This window comes from Ruegeria profundi, assembly GCF_001507545.1.
GTDB lineage: Bacteria > Pseudomonadota > Alphaproteobacteria > Rhodobacterales > Rhodobacteraceae > Ruegeria > Ruegeria profundi.
Genome location: NZ_LQBP01000006.1, coordinates 105,634 through 122,565 on the forward strand (window position 1 = coordinate 105,634; position 16,932 = coordinate 122,565).

13 protein-coding genes are annotated in these 16,932 nt (G+C 58.8%); 3 read left to right on the forward strand and 10 right to left on the reverse strand.

Annotation, left to right across the window (positions count from 1 at the left end; translation table 11 throughout):
• Window positions 1-66 precede the first annotated feature (66 nt).
• On the forward strand, window positions 67-3,243 hold the full coding sequence (locus AVO44_RS12710; protein ID WP_068337543.1) for a valine--tRNA ligase: 3,177 nt from the start codon (window positions 67-69) through the stop codon (window positions 3,241-3,243).
• 283 nt (window positions 3,244-3,526) lie between these two features.
• Here the strand turns inward: AVO44_RS12710 and AVO44_RS12715 are convergent, their stop codons facing one another.
• Entirely contained in the window at window positions 3,527-4,309 is a 783-nt protein-coding gene (locus AVO44_RS12715) for a crotonase/enoyl-CoA hydratase family protein (protein ID WP_068337545.1), read from the reverse strand.
• A gap of 115 nt (window positions 4,310-4,424) precedes the next feature.
• Here AVO44_RS12715 and AVO44_RS12720 point away from each other — a divergent pair, with 115 nt between their 5' ends.
• The gene (locus AVO44_RS12720; RefSeq protein ID WP_068337876.1) at window positions 4,425-5,525 is read left to right on the forward strand and encodes a pyridoxal phosphate-dependent aminotransferase; all 1,101 of its coding nucleotides are present in this window, start codon (window positions 4,425-4,427) and stop codon (window positions 5,523-5,525) included.
• A gap of 10 nt (window positions 5,526-5,535) precedes the next feature.
• Here the strand turns inward: AVO44_RS12720 and AVO44_RS12725 are convergent, their stop codons facing one another.
• The 6 genes from AVO44_RS12725 to AVO44_RS12750 all read right to left on the reverse strand — a co-directional run bounded on the left by AVO44_RS12725 (window position 5,536) and on the right by AVO44_RS12750 (window position 14,344).
• Entirely contained in the window at window positions 5,536-6,738 is a 1,203-nt protein-coding gene (locus AVO44_RS12725; protein WP_068337549.1) for a pyridoxal-phosphate-dependent aminotransferase family protein, read from the reverse strand.
• Window positions 6,739-6,788: 50 nt separating this feature from the next.
• Complete coding sequence (gene eda / locus AVO44_RS12730; RefSeq protein WP_068337551.1) at window positions 6,789-7,421, reverse strand: bifunctional 4-hydroxy-2-oxoglutarate aldolase/2-dehydro-3-deoxy-phosphogluconate aldolase; 633 nt, start codon at window positions 7,419-7,421, stop codon at window positions 6,789-6,791.
• 2 nt (window positions 7,422-7,423) lie between these two features.
• Complete coding sequence (gene edd, locus AVO44_RS12735) at window positions 7,424-9,229, reverse strand: phosphogluconate dehydratase (RefSeq protein WP_068337878.1); 1,806 nt, start codon at window positions 9,227-9,229, stop codon at window positions 7,424-7,426.
• A gap of 1 nt (window position 9,230) precedes the next feature.
• Window positions 9,231-10,676: a glucose-6-phosphate dehydrogenase gene (gene zwf, locus AVO44_RS12740; RefSeq protein WP_068337552.1), complete on the reverse strand. Its 1,446-nt coding sequence runs from the start codon at window positions 10,674-10,676 to the stop codon at window positions 9,231-9,233.
• A 139-nt stretch (window positions 10,677-10,815) separates the two neighbouring features.
• A complete protein-coding gene (gene ptsP, locus AVO44_RS12745; protein ID WP_068337554.1) occupies window positions 10,816-13,059 on the reverse strand; it encodes a phosphoenolpyruvate--protein phosphotransferase in 2,244 nt (747 codons plus the stop codon).
• A 46-nt stretch (window positions 13,060-13,105) separates the two neighbouring features.
• Entirely contained in the window at window positions 13,106-14,344 is a 1,239-nt protein-coding gene (locus tag AVO44_RS12750) for an aspartate kinase (protein ID WP_068337556.1), read from the reverse strand.
• 162 nt (window positions 14,345-14,506) lie between these two features.
• On the opposite strand from AVO44_RS12750, the gene AVO44_RS12755 reads away from it, so the two are divergent.
• A complete protein-coding gene (locus AVO44_RS12755; RefSeq protein WP_068337559.1) occupies window positions 14,507-14,863 on the forward strand; it encodes a hypothetical protein in 357 nt (118 codons plus the stop codon).
• 171 nt (window positions 14,864-15,034) lie between these two features.
• On the opposite strand, the gene AVO44_RS12760 is transcribed toward AVO44_RS12755, so the two are convergent.
• From AVO44_RS12760 to AVO44_RS12770, 3 genes are all read right to left on the reverse strand, one after another.
• Window positions 15,035-15,490, reverse strand: a complete 456-nt coding sequence (locus AVO44_RS12760; RefSeq protein WP_068337561.1) for a DUF1178 family protein — start codon at window positions 15,488-15,490, stop codon at window positions 15,035-15,037.
• Window positions 15,491-15,561: 71 nt separating this feature from the next.
• Entirely contained in the window at window positions 15,562-16,026 is a 465-nt protein-coding gene (locus AVO44_RS12765; protein WP_068337562.1) for an NUDIX hydrolase, read from the reverse strand.
• A 119-nt stretch (window positions 16,027-16,145) separates the two neighbouring features.
• Window positions 16,146-16,889 (reverse strand): EcsC family protein, encoded by a 744-nt coding sequence (locus AVO44_RS12770; RefSeq protein WP_068337563.1) that lies wholly within the window; start codon window positions 16,887-16,889, stop codon window positions 16,146-16,148.
• Between the last annotated feature and the right edge of the window lie 43 nt (window positions 16,890-16,932).

The following is a 16,932-nucleotide window of genomic DNA, read 5'->3' on the forward strand; positions in this document are numbered from 1 at the left end:
TCCCCTTCCTTTAAGCATTCGTTATTGCAGGCGCTGACCCAAGATTGATGACGCAGGACGCACCCCATGGCGATGGAAAAGACATTCAACGCGGCCGAGGCCGAGGCCCGCATCTACGAGGCCTGGGAACAGGCCGGAGCCTTCAAGGCAGGCGCGAACAAATCGCGCGACGAAAGCTTTACCGTCATGATCCCGCCGCCCAACGTGACGGGTGCCTTGCATGTGGGCCACGCGTTCAACAACACGCTGCAAGATATCCTGATCCGCTGGCACCGGATGCGCGGCTTTGACACGCTGTGGCAACCCGGTCAGGACCACGCGGGCATTGCCACACAGATGCAGGTCGAAAAGATGCTGATGCTGACGCAGCAACCGGGTCGTCGTGAGTTGGGGCGTGAGAAATTCCTTGAGAAAGTCTGGGAGTGGAAGGGTGAATACGGCGGCACGATCATTGAACAGCTAAAGCGTCTGGGTGCCTCTTGTGACTGGTCCCGCAATGCTTTCACCATGGCTGGTGCTGCGGGTGATCCGCGCACGGGGCATGAGAACTCGGCCAATTTCCACGATGCGGTGATCAAGGTCTTTGTCGACATGTACGAAAAGGGCCTGATCTATCGCGGCAAGCGACTGGTCAACTGGGACCCGCATTTCGAAACAGCAATCTCGGATCTTGAAGTCGAGAATATCGAAGTTGCGGGCCATATGTGGCATTTCAAATACCCGCTGGCCGATGGCGAGACCTATACCTATGTCGAGAAGGACGAGGATGGGAATGTCATCCTCGAGGAAGAGCGCGACTATATCTCGATCGCCACGACGCGACCGGAAACCATGCTGGGTGACGGCGCGGTGGCCGTTCACCCCTCGGATGAGCGTTACGCGCCAATTGTTGGTAAACTCTGCGAAATCCCGGTTGGTCCGAAAGAGCATCGCCGTCAGATTCCGATTATCACCGATGACTACCCCGATCCTGATTTCGGCTCGGGCGCGGTGAAGATCACCGGTGCGCATGACTTCAACGACAACATGGTCGCCAAGCGCGGCGGCATTCCGATGTACCGCCTGATGGACACCAAAGGCGCGATGCGGGCCGATGGCGCGCCCTATGCCGAAGAGGCGGGCAAGGCGCAGGAATACGCGCGCGGTCGTACATTCACCGAGAACGAGATCGACGCGATCAACCTGGTCCCCGATCACCTGCGTGGGCTCGATCGGTTCGAGGCGCGCGCGAAGGTGGTGGAAGAAATCACTGCGGACGGTCTGGCCGTGATGACCCGCGCGGATGACCCGCGACTGGGGTCGACCGCCTTAAAGCCAGATCATGAGGGCGCGGAGAAACTGGTGCCTCTGGTCGAGAGCAAACCGATCATGCAGCCCTTCGGCGACCGCTCGAAAGTGGTCATCGAGCCGATGTTCACCGACCAGTGGTTCGTGGACGCCGAAAAGGTTGTCGGACCCGCGCTGGATGCGGTCAAGGACGGCACGGTCAAGATCATCCCTGAATCGGGCGAGAAAACCTATTACCACTGGCTGGAAAACATCGAGCCCTGGTGCATCTCGCGCCAGCTGTGGTGGGGACATCAGATTCCGGTTTGGTATGCCGCAGATAGAGAAGCAATTATCGCTCGAACAATAGAAGAATTGAGGCGTGAAGCCGCGGTCGCTAAGCGTGTGGAAGATGAAGAGCGGCAGGAGCAAATCCAAGCAACGATAGACGAAATCGAACAACAACTTTCTGAAATTAGAAAAGGGAACCTCGGCGCAGAAGCACTCGTCTATTGTGCGCCTGATAAGGAAGCCGCTTTAGCTCTAGCTCGAGAACGAACAAGGCAAAATGTCGAAGCGTTCAATTCCGAAGCTGAAGCGATCAAACACATCCTGAGTCTACCTCCCAACAAACGAAATGGGATTTATATCTACCGCGACCCCGACGTCCTCGACACGTGGTTCTCCTCCGGACTCTGGCCCATCGGAACGCTGGGCTGGCCCGAGGACACCGAGGAGATGCGCCGCTACTTCCCCACGGACGTTCTGATCACCGGCTTCGACATCCTGTTCTTCTGGGTCGCCCGGATGATGATGATGCAACTGGCCGTGGTCGATCAGATCCCGTTCCACACCGTCTACCTGCACCAGCTCGTCCGCGACGAGAAGGGCAAGAAGATGTCTAAGACCACCGGCAACGTCATCGACCCGCTGGAGATCGTGGACGAATTCGGCGCCGATGCGTTGCGGTTCACCAACGCCTCGATGGCGGCGATTGGCGGCGTGCTGAAACTGTCCCGCGAACGCATCACCGGCTATCGCAATTTCGGCACCAAGCTGTGGAATGCCGTGCGCTTCGCCGAGATGAACGAGGTCTTCACCGACGCCGTGCCGCAACTGGATGTGGCCGATCTGAAACCCAAGGCGGCCGTAAACCGCTGGATCATCGGCGAGACTGCCCGCGTGCGGGAAGAGGTCGACGCGGCGCTGGAAAGCTATCGTTTCAACGATGCGGCCAACGGTCTGTACGCCTTTGTCTGGGGCAAAGTCTGCGACTGGTACGTAGAACTGTCCAAACCGCTGCTGCAAGGCGATGACGCCGAGGCGCAGGCCGAGACCCGCGCCACAATGCGCTGGGTTTTGGATCAGTGCATGGTCCTTCTGCACCCAATCATGCCCTTCATCACCGAGGAACTCTGGGGTCTGACCGGCGACCGCGCGAAAATGGTCGTCCACGCCGACTGGCCGACCTATGCCGCTGCCGACCTAATCGACGCCGACGCGGATCGCGAAATGAACTGGGTGATCTCGGTGATCGAAAACACCCGCTCGGCCCGTGCGCAAATGCGGGTGCCGGCTGGGCTATATGTGCCGATGCTGGTGACTGAGATCGACGCGAATGGCCAAGCCGCATGGGACCGGAACGAGGCGTTGATAAAGCGTCTCGCGCGGATCGACAGCCTGACCAAGGCCGACGAGCTGCCTAAAGGCACGATCTCAATCGCTGCGCCCGGTGCATCCTTCGGCCTGCCTTTGGCGGATATCATCGATATCGGCGCGGAAAAAGAGCGGCTGGAGAAAGCCAAGGGCAAGCTGGCCAAAGAACTTGGCGGCTTGCGCGGACGTCTGAACAACCCCAAATTCGTGGCTTCGGCCCCTGAGGAGGTGGTTGAGGAGGCCAAAGCCAACCTCGCCGCCCGCGAAGAAGAAGAGGCCAAGCTGAACGAAGCCCTCGCCCGTCTAGACGAAATCGCCTGACCTTCTTTCATTCCACAGCGAAACACCCCCACCGCGCAGCCCCGCAGTGGGGGTTTTCTATTGTTTTCAACGCGTTCAGAAAAGACTTCTGCCCTGCCGTGTCGACGAAACCTACAGCGATCCGGTCATCGCGGCCGGGTATCGAATCATTGCGCAAGCTGCTGTGCTTCCTGAGAAGGCGTAGAATCGCGAAAAGCTTGATGCTGCCAGAGGGGTTTAGGCTGCACTCACCAAATCCAACACATACAAGCGCCGTGGTGCGCGGCGTAACTTCCTGCGCTGACTACTTAAACTCAGGCTTTCGGCCCTGCATCTGCGCCATCACAACCTCCATCTGATCGGGTTTACCAATCAACTCCACCTGTTCACCCGACTCCGCCATAAGCACGTCTGCGCGCGAACTGGTCTCGGCCACCTCGATCAGGCGTTTCGCGGCGCGAATCGCGGATGGGCTTTTGCCAGCAATATCTTCGGCCAGTGCCTGCGCCTCGGTCAGCGGATCGTCCGAGAGTTTGGTGACCAATCCCCACTCGGCCGCCTGCTGCGCCCCGATTGGACGCGCAGTGTAGGTCAACAGGCGCAGCACGTCCGAGCGCACCAATCGCGGCAGCAACACCATCCCACCCATGTCGGGGATGATGCCCCATTTCATCTCCATCACCGCCAGCTTGGCCTCGGGGTGGGCAATGCGGATATCTGCCCCCAACGCAATTTGCAGACCACCGCCATAGGCCACACCCTGAATGGCGCAAATCACCGGCACTGGGATGCGGTGCCAGATCAGGGCAAGTTCCTGCATCTCATTTGCGCCGTTATGGCTGCGTTCCATCAACCATTCGGTCGGGTCCATATGAGCCATTTTTGCGAAGCTCGCCATATCAAGCCCAGCGCAAAAGCTCTTGCCTTCGCCAGATAATATGACGGCGCGAGCATCCGAGGCCTCAACCTCTTGTCCCGCTGACAGCAGGGCCTTGATCATCGCGTCATCCAGCGCGTTCATCTTGTCGCCGCGGGTCAACGTAACATGTGCGATGTGATCTTTGTATTCGACGGATACGCGTGTCATGCGGTCCTCCAAGCTCCGGTTAGGCCAACTTTGCCCGGAAGCATTGGCAAGTTCCACCACAACGTCGGGGCAGCACATGGTTGCGTGTCCTACGACCATGCGGTTATTTCAGCGTATGACCAATCCTCGCTACACCCCACTTGCCCTGTCGCTACCCGCCACCGTGCCTTTTGTCGGCCCCGAAACGCAGGAGCGGCAGCGTGGCGCCCCGTTCGTGGCACGTTTGGGCGCAAATGAGAGCGTTTTTGGCCCCTCGCCCCGGGCAATCGAGGCGATGGCGGCAACGGATATCTGGATGTACGGCGACCCAGAGAACCACGATCTGCGTCATGCGCTGGCGGATCATCACGGCGTTTCACCAGAAAATATCGTCGTCGGCGAAGGGATCGATGGCCTGTTGGGGTATCTTGTTCGGCTGCTCGTTGGGCCGGGTGATGCGGTTGTGACCTCGGACGGGGCGTACCCAACCTTCAACTACCATGTCGTCGGGTTTGGCGGCGTATTGCACAAAGTCCCTTATCGGAATGATCACGAGGACCCTGCGGCGCTGTTTGACAAAGCCGCGGAGGTGGCCGCAAAGCTGATCTATCTCGCCAATCCCGACAACCCGATGGGCAGTTGGCACAGTGGCGCTGATATCGTCGAGGCGATGGAGGCATTACCCCAGGGCTGCCTTTTAGTGCTGGACGAGGCCTACGTGGAATGTGCGCCGGATGGTACGGCAGCACCGGTTTCACCGAATGATCCGCGTGTGATCCGGATGCGTACGTTTTCCAAGGTTTACGGCATGGCTGGTGCGCGGGTCGGCTATGCGATTGGCGCGCCGGGATTGATCGCAGCCTTCAACAAGGTGCGCAACCATTTCGGCATGAACCGGGCCGCGCAGGCAGGAGCTTTGGCAGCCCTACAAGACGTCGTGTGGCTATCGCAGGTTCAGACTCAGATCAGTGCCGCGCGAGAGCGGATCGCCCAGATAGCACGTGAAAACGGGCTGGACCCTTTACCGTCAGCTACCAATTTTGTGGCAATTGATTGTGGACGGGACGGTACTTTTGCCAAGGCAGTTCTTGAGTCTCTGGTCGATCAGGGTGTCTTTGTACGAATGCCATTTGCCCCACCGCAGAACCGTTGTATCCGCGTGAGCTGCGGAAAAGCAGCGGATCTGGATGCTTTCGCCGCTGCACTGCCCAAAGCTTTGGAGGCTGCGAAAGCGTAGACTGACGGGTCTAGCCCTGAATCTGGTCAGCAAGAACGGCGGCCGCGGCCTCTAAGGCACCCGAGCCGCGCGGAATGCTCAACGCGGCCATAGCGGTTTCCATACCACCAAGCATCGCCATCACCATTTGTGCGTTCACATGGCCCATATGGCCCAGACGGAAGCAACCATCCTGATCCTCCATCCCCAATCCTATTCCAAGGGTCAGGCCCAACTGGGTTTCGGTAAAGCGACGCAGCGGTGTTCCTCTCCCATCCGTCAGCCGCAACGCAGTCACAGCGTGGCTACGATGCGCACGATCTGCAACGTTCAGTTGAAGCGCGTCACCTTGCGCCCAGATTTCACATGCGGTCCAGATTGCCTTGGCAAGGCGCGCATGGCGGGCCCAAATAGCCTCGATCCCTTCGGCGTGAATCAAATCGAGCGCCGCGCGCAGGCCATACAGGTGATGTGTAGGGGCTGTGCCGTTAAAATACTGGTAAAACATCTCGGGTGTGACGCGCGGCTGCCAGTCCCAGTATTGCGAAACACGGGGCATTTCCGCCCGTTTGGCCTGCGCTTTGTCATTGAAGAAGACAAAGCCAACACCTGCCGGGGTCATAAGGCCTTTCTGGGACGCCGTGACCATGACGTCAACGCCCCAAGCATCCATTTCGAACCGGTCGCAACCCAGCGACGCGATACAATCCGCCATGAGCAATGCCGGATGATTCAAATCGTCCAGCACCGCCCGCAATGCCGGGATATCGTTTCGGATTGAGCTGGACGTATCCACATGCACAGCCAGCACCGCCTTGATCTGATGAGTCGTGTCAGCGCGCAACGCCTCTGCAATGCGATCCAGATCCCACGTTGAGGACATTCCGAAATCAAGCAGCGAAACCTTGGCACCGATCCCTTCGGCCATTTCGGCCCAGCCATGGGTGAATCGTCCGGACGCCGGTGCCAGCACCGTTTCACCCGGCGCGATGACGTTGGACAGCGCGGCCTCCCACGTGCCGTGACCGTTGGCAATGTAGATCGCGACGTGATGTTCGGTACGCGCCACGCGTTTCAAATCGCGCGTCAAACCGGGCATCATCTCGACCAGCGCGCCGTCATAGATATTGGGCGACGGGCGGTGCATCGCCTGCAAAACCGCGTCAGGCATGACAGAAGGGCCGGGAATCGCCAGATATTCACGCCCCTGCGCGAGAGAGTATTGCTGTGTCATGAGGTCAACCTGTCTGAATTGTGGTCACCCTATCGCAGCAAAATCCTGCGTCAATCCATCAACTTTGAAGCCTCACGTGCTAGTGTTTCGATCCCGGCCCAATCTCCGGTCACAACCATCTGATTGGGTGCGACCCAGCTTCCGCCAGCACAGATGACATTTGAAAGCGACAGGTAGTCCCGAGCGTTTGCCGTTGATACGCCGCCGGTGGGGCAGAAAGTGATCTGCGGCAGCGGTGCGCCGATGGCTTTCAGGGCCGGTGCACCACCCGAGGCCTCGGCCGGGAAGAATTTCAGCATGTCATAGCCCTTTTCTAGCAGGCGCATTGCCTCGCTTGCCGTGGCCGCCCCGGGTAGAAGAGGCAGCCCCTCGGCTTCGCAGGCAGCAATCAGGGCATCCGTTGCACCGGGTGAAACTCCGAACTGCGCGCCCGCCTCTTTCGCGGCCCGGACATCTTCGGGCGTGACCAGCGTGCCTGCACCCACAACACCGCCAGGGACCTGCGCCATCGCGCGAATAGCATCCAAAGCCGCAGGTGTCCGCAACGTGACTTCGAGGGCGGGCAGACCACCAGCGACCAAGGCTTCGGCCAACGGGCGGGCCTGCGCGGCATCATCGACCACCAGAACCGGAACAATTGGGGCAAGACCGCAGATTTCGCGGGTGCGTTGAGTTTTGGACATCTTTAAGCTCCGAAAATGCTGGCGCCGGTGTCGGCTGAACCGACGGTATCGCGGAAGGTAGCAAACAGATCGCGGCCAGTGCCATGTTGGTTGGCCGAAAGATCAGCCGTGGCTGGCACGCGGTCCAGAACGCCTTGGGTCAGGATTTCCAACTCACCCTTGACCGCATCAACGCGCAGCATGTCACCATCTTGCAGATAGGCGATGGCCCCACCGTCCAGCGCCTCGGGGCTGACATGGATCGCGGCAGGCACCTTGCCCGATGCTCCGGACATGCGGCCATCCGTCACCAGCGCAACCTTTTGCCCCCTGCCCTGAAGGATCGACAGGATCGGCGTCAGTGAGTGAAGTTCCGGCATGCCATTCGCCTTGGGTCCCTGAAAGCGGACGACAACAATGACGTCTCCGGTGAACTCCTTGGCCTTGAACGCAGCTTTCACTTCGTCCTGATCGTGGAAAACACGCACGGGCGCTTCGACGACCTGATGTTCGGGCGCGACAGCCGAGACCTTCATGACGCCAGTACCCAGATTGCCGGTCAGGCGCGACAGGCCACCAGTGGGCTGGAACGGGTCTTTGGCCGAACGGACAATTTTTTCGTTCAGGCTGCGGCCTGCGCCATCTTCCCAAACCAGTTCGCCGTCTTTCAGCTTGGGTTCCTTTGTATAGTTATGCAGCCCCTGCCCCGCCACGGTCAGCGTATCGGGGTGCAGAAGGCCGTTTTCCAGCAGCGTTCCGATGCCGTAGCCCAAGCCACCCGCCGCGTGGAAATGATTCACGTCTGCCAACCCATTGGGATAGACACGCGCAACCAAAGGCACGACCGCAGAGATATCGGAAAAATCCTGCCAATCCAGCACGATACCACCAGCACGCGCCATCGCGATCAGGTGGATCAGCAGGTTCGTCGACCCACCCGTAGCCATCAGGCCGACAATACCATTCACAAAGGCGCGTTCGTCCAGAATATGGCATACCGGCGTATAATGGTTGCCCAGTGCGCTGAGCGACAGGGCACGGCGGGCACCTTCCTCGGTCAAGGCATCGCGTAACGGCGTATTGGGGTTGATGAAGCTTGAACCCGGCAGGTGCAGACCCATGAACTCCATCAGCATTTGGTTGGTGTTGGCAGTGCCATAAAAGGTGCAGGTGCCGGGGCCGTGATAGGCGGCCATTTCGGCGGCCATAAGTGCCTCGCGACCTACCTCTCCGGCAGCAAACTTCTGGCGCACCTTGGCTTTTTCGTCGTTGGGCAGACCACTGGTCATGGGTCCGGCAGGCAGGAACACGGCAGGTAAATGGCCGAACGCCTGCGCGCCAATCACCAAACCGGGCACGATCTTGTCGCACACCCCAAGAAATACGGCGGCGTCAAACGTGTTGTGGCTCAGCGCGACACCTGTCGCCAAGGCGATCACGTCGCGGGAAAACAGCGACAGTTCCATCCCCGCCTCACCCTGCGTTACGCCGTCACACATTGCAGGCACGCCACCTGCAACCTGCGCAGTGCCACCCGCTGCGCGGATCGCCTGGCGGATCAGCTCGGGGTAACGCTCGAACGGCTGGTGGGCCGAGAGCATATCATTATAGGCCGTTACAATGCCCAGATTGCCCGCCGTTCCAGATGCCATGGCTTGTTGATCCGACCCTGCACCTGCATAGGCATGGGCCTGACCGCTGCAGGACAGATGAGCGCGCGCGGGGCCCTTCGACCGGGCCTGCTCCATGCGCTCCAGATACGGACCACGCAGATTGGCGCTGCGGTCGATGATGCGTTGGGTAACGTCGGTGATGACGGTGTGGGTCATGTTAACCTCCGATTTGGCGCCAGCGGCGTCCATCGCGATGCAATAGCATCAATGCTTCTTCGGGCCCCGAACTTCCCTGATCATATCGTGCCGGGCGGTCGCCGCGTTCTTCCCATCCCTGAATGATGGGATCGACCCAGGCCCAGGCGGCTTCGGCCTCGTCGCCCCGCATGAACAAGGTCTGGTCACCGCGAATGACGTCCATCACCAATCGCTCATACGCGTCCGGAGCGCGGGTGTCGGCGCCCAACGCATCGGCGAAACTCATGTCCAACGCCACATCGGACAGGCGGAATCCGCCGGGACCGGGATCCTTGATGGTGGTGCGCAGGGTGATGCCTTCGTCGGGTTGCAGGCGGATCACCAGAACATTGCCGCGCAGCGGGCCTACGTTTGGGAAAATCGTGTGTGGCGGATCGCGGAAATACACGGCAATCTCGGATTCCCGCGCCCTCAGCCGTTTGCCGGTGCGCAAATAAAACGGAACCCCGGCCCAACGCCAGTTGCCCAGATGTACCTTGAGGGCAATAAAGCTTTCGGTCCGGCTAGACGGGTTTCCGACGTGATCAACATAGCCATCATCGCCATGTTCGGCGCGGTATTGACCCCGCGCGATATCTTTCGGTTCAACTGGTTCCAGCGCTTCGATTACCTTGACCTTTTCGTCGCGAACGGAGTTCGGTGCAAATTTGGAAGGCGGTTCCATCGCTGTCATGCACAGAAGCTGGACAAGATGGTTCTGGATCATGTCCCGCATGGCACCGGATTGGTCGTAGTACGCGCCGCGCCCCTCAACCCCAACGGTTTCGGCCACGGTGATCTGAACATGATCGATGTGGTTGGAATTCCACAGCGGCTCGAAAAGAGAGTTGGCAAAGCGCAGGGCCATCAGGTTCTGCACCGTCTCTTTGCCAAGATAATGGTCGATGCGGTAAATCTGATGCTCTTTGAAACAGGCACGTAGACCCTCATTCAAGGATTTTGCCGAGGCCAGATCGTGACCAAATGGCTTTTCGACCACGATGCGGCTGTCAGGCGTCGCCAGCCCGTTTTCATCCAGCCGTTGCGCGATGTTCGAGAAAAGATTAGGCCCCACCGACAGGTAGAAAGCCCGGACCACATCGGGCCGCAGAGATTTGGCAAGCTCGGACCAGCCCTTGTCCCCCATGACATCGACAGAGACATACGAGACCCGTTTGAGAAAACGATCCAGCACATCCTTTTTGAATTGCGGCGCGAATTCCTTCATCGAGGCGCGGATCTGGTCGCGAAATGCATCACTGTCCATATCAGAGCGCGCCGTTCCGATGATGCAGGCATCTTCGGGCATCTGCCCCACTTCGAAACGATGATAAAGACCTGGCAGGATCTTGCGCTGCGCCAGATCGCCGGTTGCACCAAACAGCACCAGATCGAACGGGTTGACCGGAATAACGCGTGAGACCATCGATGGGCTCCTTCAATTCTCGCCTGCGTCACCATAGCACTACAATTGCCTGGTACTCGTGACATGGGATATGTTATCGCTAACATTTGTGGCTTGAATATGCAATGCAGATGCAGAAAGCAACCCCGGATTTGCGGAATCAGACCTGATCCCGCAGCCATTCCATGACAGAGGGGCGCACGGATTGCTCACCACGGTGCCGCGCGTCCGCGATGATCTTGCGCAGCGCTTGTAGGTCTGCACGCAGCAGAACGCTTTTGACTGGCCCAATCGAAGCCGGGCGCATTGACAGCGTTCGGATTCCCATCGCGGCCAGACACAACGCCTCGACCGGGCGGCCGGCATCCTCACCGCAGAAGGACAGCGGTGTATTCGAAATGCTGCATCGTTCGACAATCCGCTCGATGAAGGTCAGGAAACTGACATTCAGCGTGTCATAGCGGCGGCGCACCAGCTCGTTCTCACGGTCGGCGGCAAAAAAGAACTGTTTCAGGTCATTCCCGCCGATCGAAACGAAATCGACCTCGTCAAAAAACTTCTGCGGCGCGAAGGCCAGCGACGGCGTCTCAAGCATCGCCCCGACCTCAAGCGTTTCGGGCAGGACATGACCCAGCCGTTTTTCACGCTCAATGGTTTTGTTGACCTCCCACCGGGCCTCGCGGAATTCATCGGCCTGCGCCACGAACGGGAACATGATCGATAGCGGGCGTCCGTTGGCAGCGCGCAGCAGCGCCTGCAACTGCATCCGCATAACGCCGCGTTTATCCAGGCCAACACGAATCGCCCGCCAGCCCAGCGCCGGATTCGGTTCGGCCACGTGCTTCATATAAGGCAGAACCTTATCGGACCCGATATCCAGCGTGCGGAAGATTACGCGCTTGTCGCCGGCGGCGTCCAGAACCCGCTTATACTGCGCCACAAGCTCTGACCGTTTGGGCATCTTGCTGCGGATCAGGAATTGCAGTTCGGTTCGGAACAGCCCGACACCTTCGGCACCGGAATGTCCCAGAGACGGCAAATCGGCCATCAACCCGGCATTCATCAGCAGATTGATCCGTTCGCCGTCACGCGTCACCGTGGGCGTTTCGCGGATCGACGCGTAACGTTCCTGCGCCTTGGCCTGCATCGCGATCTTATCGCGGAAAGCGCCCACTACCGAATCTTCGGGGCGCAAATGCACCACGCCCTCATCCCCATCAACAAGAATGTGGTCACCGTTCAGCGCCTCGGTGGTGATGCGGCCCACATGGACAACAAGCGGAATCGCCAACGCCCGCGCCACGATTGTTGCATGGCTTCCGACCGAGCCTTCCTCTAGCACGATCCCCTTGAGAGACCGGCCATATTCCAGCAAATCGCCCGGACCTATATTCCGCGCAATAAGGATCGGGTCAGGTGGCAAATCGGCACTGTCGGTTTTTCCCTGTCCGGTCAGGATGCGCAGCAAACGGTTGCTGAGATCATCCAGATCCGCAAGACGGTCGCGCAGGTACGGGTCCGTAACCTGCCCCATTCGCGCGCGCGCCTGCGACTGTTCTTTTTCCACCGCAGCTTCGGCGCTGAGGCCAAGGGCGATATCCTCTTCCATGCGTCGCATCCAACCCTTGGAATTGGCGAACATCCTGTACGCTTCGAGCACCTTGAGCTGCTCGGAATCACCGCCCTGCGAAATCTCAAGCATCTTGTCGACACCCACGCGCAGCTCTTCGACCGCCTCGGACAGACGTTCGCGTTCTCGGTGGGGATCTTCGGCAATTGGATTTGTGACGACGACGCGCGGCTCGTGCAACCAGACATGACCTTCTGCCGATCCCTCTTGCGCCGGTCCGCCACGTAGCAACACGGATTGCTGGTGCAGGGGCGACAGGGCAGCACCTTCGCCGACAAAGGCACCTAGTTCGGCCATTTCGGCCAGAACCATGGCAACCACCTCCAGCGCATAGACCTCATCAGCGGTAAACTCCCGCGCCTCGCGCGATTGAACCACCAAAACACCCAGTTTCTGACCAAGCCGCTGAATCGGTACGCCGAGGAAAGATGAGTATTTTTCCTCACCCGTTTCCGGCATGAACCGAAACCCCTTGGCAGATGGGGCATCCGCGGTGTTCACGACTTTGCCGGATTTCGCGACCCGGCCCACGAGACCTTCGCCCAGACGCATGCGGGTTTTGTGCACCGCCGCTGGAGATAAACCTTCGGTGGCGCAAAGTTCCAGTGTTTCCTCGTCCCGGAACAGATAGATCGAGCAGACTTCGCGCCGCGTGCTATCCGCGATCAGGTTCGTAATCCGGTCAAGACGTTCCTGACCGGCGGCCTCGCTCGCCATCTCTTCGCGCAACCGCCCAAGCAGCTTACGGGATTCTGTTTCGGTGCCGTCCACCATAGCCCAACCAAATTAGTGCGTCAGGCGAGATCCTTGGCTGAAATGCTCAGGCCGCCTTGTCCAATTCAAACGCATCATGCAGCGCCTGAACAGCAAGTTCCATGTATTTCCTGTCCACAAGCACGGAAATTTTTATCTCTGAGGTTGTAATGACCTTGATGTTGATCCCCTCATCCGAGAGTACCTTGAACATTTTAGCCGCCACACCGGATTGTGAGCGCATACCGATGCCCACAACCGAAACCTTGCAAACATCGGTATCGGCAACCAGTTCGGCATAGTTCAGCCCACCCGCATCCTTGATCGCCAGCAGCGCTTTTTCAGCACGGGCAACCTGATCAGTCGGGCACGAGAACGTCATGTCCGTGCGTCCCTCATCCGAGATGTTCTGAACGATCATGTCCACATTCACGCCCTCATCACTGAGCGCCGTGAAAATGATCGAAGCGATACCCGGACGGTCCGCCACCGATACGACGGTCATTTTGGCCTCGTCGCGGGAATAGGCCACACCGGCCACAATATTGGATTCCATGATATCCTCCTCGTCAACGACCAGCGTACCGGCCTCATCGGTCTGTTCTTCGAAACTTGAAAGAACGCGCAGTTTCACCTTATAACGCATCGCCAACTCGACTGAGCGGGTTTGCAGCACCTTCGCCCCCAGTGAGGCAAGTTCGAGCATCTCTTCGAACGAAATCTTGTCCAGCTTGCGCGCTTTTTCGCAAATACGCGGGTCGGTGGTATAGACGCCATCCACATCCGTGTAGATATCGCAGCGCTCGGCCCCGAAGGCAGCAGCAAATGCCACGGCCGTGGTGTCCGACCCGCCCCGGCCCAGCGTCGTAATGCGGCCTTCGGGACTGATGCCCTGAAACCCGGCGACAACTGCGACCTTCATACCCTCACCGAATTTCTGGTTCAGGTTCTGGGTCGGGATATCCTCGATCCGGGCCTGACTGTGGGCGCTTGTGGTCAACAGCGGCACCTGCCAACCTTGCCAACTGCGGGCAGGAACATCCATTTCCTGCAACGTCAACGCCATCAGGCCAGCAGTCACATTCTCACCCGAGGATACGACAGCATCATATTCCCGCGCATCGAACAGCGGAGACGTCTCGTTTACCCAGCCCACCAACTCATTCGTCTTTCCAGACATGGCCGAGACGATGACGATCACGTCGTACCCTTTGGCCACCTCAACACCGATACGTTTGGCCGCGCGGCGGATGCGGTCAAGATTGGCAACCGATGTGCCACCGAATTTCATAACGAGTAGGGGCATGGGGGTGGTTTCTCCGCGCCTTGGAATTCAGATCCCGTGCGTCTTATGCGAGGGGGACCACAAGGGCAAGGGTTCAAAACTGCCCGGCAGGCCGTCTGCGTTCGCTTTACATCCGGTTGCATGGGTGTCAGCCTTGGGTCGTTATTGTCCACGAGGTATTCCATGCTCCGCTTTGTTATCGCCGCTGTTATCCTGTCGTCCTCTTCTGCGATTGCGCAGGAGTCCACCTTGGCCGCCACAGACGGCAAAAATGCTTTGGGCACTGTACCCTGCGCCTCGGGCGGGGCACCGTTGGCCAGTTGCCACGCTGAATTGCGCCACCACGACGATGGCACAACAACTCTGGCCGTCGCATTGGTGGCTGGCGAGGTGCGCAGCATCTATTTCAGCGATGGCGTGCCGACCTCCAGCAGTTCGCCTTCGAACCTCAGCCATGAAATACGCGGGGACATGACGGTGATCTTCATCGACCCCGACGAGGTGTACGAAGTGCCAACGGCTGCTTTGAAACGCCAATAAGCGCGGTGGCGGCCATTTCGGATGCGGTGCAAATGATCAGACGCCGAAAGGGTAAATAAGAACCTTCGCCGCGCTAGCCGAGTATTCTGTCGGATCGATTGCCCTCAGATCCCAGTGCGCGCTCGTGTTCAGTAGGTTTAAGACCGGTGTCCTTGACCCTGAAAATGCTGATCAGTTGCTTTTTCGACTGGGAATAAATGGCAGCGGTGCCACGGGCACCCCATCTTCAATAAGTGCTTTCGCCTCTTCCGGCTTGGCCTCACCATAGATTGCGCGCTCGGGCGCGTCACCCAAGTGAATCTTGCGCGCTTCGTTCGCGAAGTCCTTGCCGACATAGTCCGAGTTCTCTTCGACCTTACGGCGCAATTCGGCAATTACCTTTTCCACGTCCGGTGAAGGTGCGGCCATATCGATGGTGTTTGCCTCAGGCTTTTGCGCGGGCATCTGCGCCTCGGCCTTGCGGGCCGGGCGAACTCGCGGCGTCATGATCGCCTTTTCAACCTTGTCACAACCGCATACGGCGCATGTCACCATGCCCGATGATGCCAGTTTGTCGTAAGCGGCCGCCGATTGAAACCAACTGTCAAAAGTGTGGCCATTGCTGCATTTCAACGCGTATTGAATCATGATCCGTCCAATTGTCGGTTGATAGATAGATACCTACGGTTAATGCAATATCAAGCCCCAGAAGAAGCACATCAGTGATGAACGCGTTCGACCCCGCGTAACAATCCTGCCAGTTCAGACGAATTGACCTGCAAGGCGGCTTTCCTGGGCGAAAACCATTTTCTTTGCCGTTGCTTGCACTCGGGAAAGCGCGCCGCAACAGATGTCGTAAACAATGGAAAAACGTCCACGACGCACATCACCTCACCCTTTTTCGGGTGACGTTTTTGGTAGAGGAACTGCCCCACAGCCTGAACGTCGCATTGACCGCGTATCCCCGCCTCTTCCCAGGCTTCCTGCTGCGCAGTTTCAGAAGGCGTCAGGCCGTTGATCCGCCACCCTTTTGGTATAATCCAACGCCGCGACTTCCGAGTGGTGATCAGCAACACCTCGGGCCGCCCATTCATGATGCGATAGCAAAGCGCAGCAGATTGCTGGATAACCGGCAACTGCCGGGCCTTCCACGACACATGGGGGGCAAGCTTTGCATCGATCACGCTTTGCTGCCTTTCTACGGTACTCTTGCCTGTTTCCCGCGAATTATTCGCTTATTTAGCGAGGTTACGGAACCAACATACCATATAAGCACGCCCCGTTCCAACTGTTTGTCAGGGGCTTACATGCGTGCCGATAGTCTGCGCACTAATTCCTCATGCGGGATATCGGCATCTATCGCCAATCGGCGCAGCCCAAAATGGACGCGAGCGATCTGCTGGTAGTAGCGCGTGTAGACATAGTTGGTGCCACCACCCGCAATCGCCCCCAACACGGGAACGGATTGCGCCGCGAGTTTCTGCCCCAGTACAACAGACAACCGTGGCGCAACAGCTGAAATCAACCGTTGCATGGCGGGTCCGCTCAGGGTCAGACGAACCGAAAAGAACCCAAGATCTGCGCCATCATCGTCAGACAGCGGTCCGGCAGCGGACAAAACCCCGACGCAATCGAATTTCACACCCTCTTCCGAGGGATCGAACCCCTCGCGCGCGGCTGCGCCTTGTATCGCGCGCAACAGCATCGCGGTGGTCGCCGGCAGTTCCATCAAAGCTGTAGACACACCGCCCAGCCCACCAGCCGCGCCCATGGCCGTAGTCAGCGCGGTGTTAATCCAAGGGTGTTGATCCGGCACCGCCCGGCGCGAGGTTTCAGCGGCGTGCATCGCCAGCCACAACGCGTGTTCTGTCGCGCCGGTCAGGCCTTGTCTGATGGGTTCCGGCAATTGATCCAAAAGGGACTCGGCCGAACCGCCTAGGCTGTTCAGCAGCTTGACGCCCGGCCCTCCGGCCGACCGGTAGTACCCGGCCAAACGTTCAAGTTCAGCCTCGGCATCCAGTTCTTCGACGAGCGCGACGTCCTGCATAGCGATCCTCCTGCCCGTAAGACATCGGGATTCACGGCTCGGG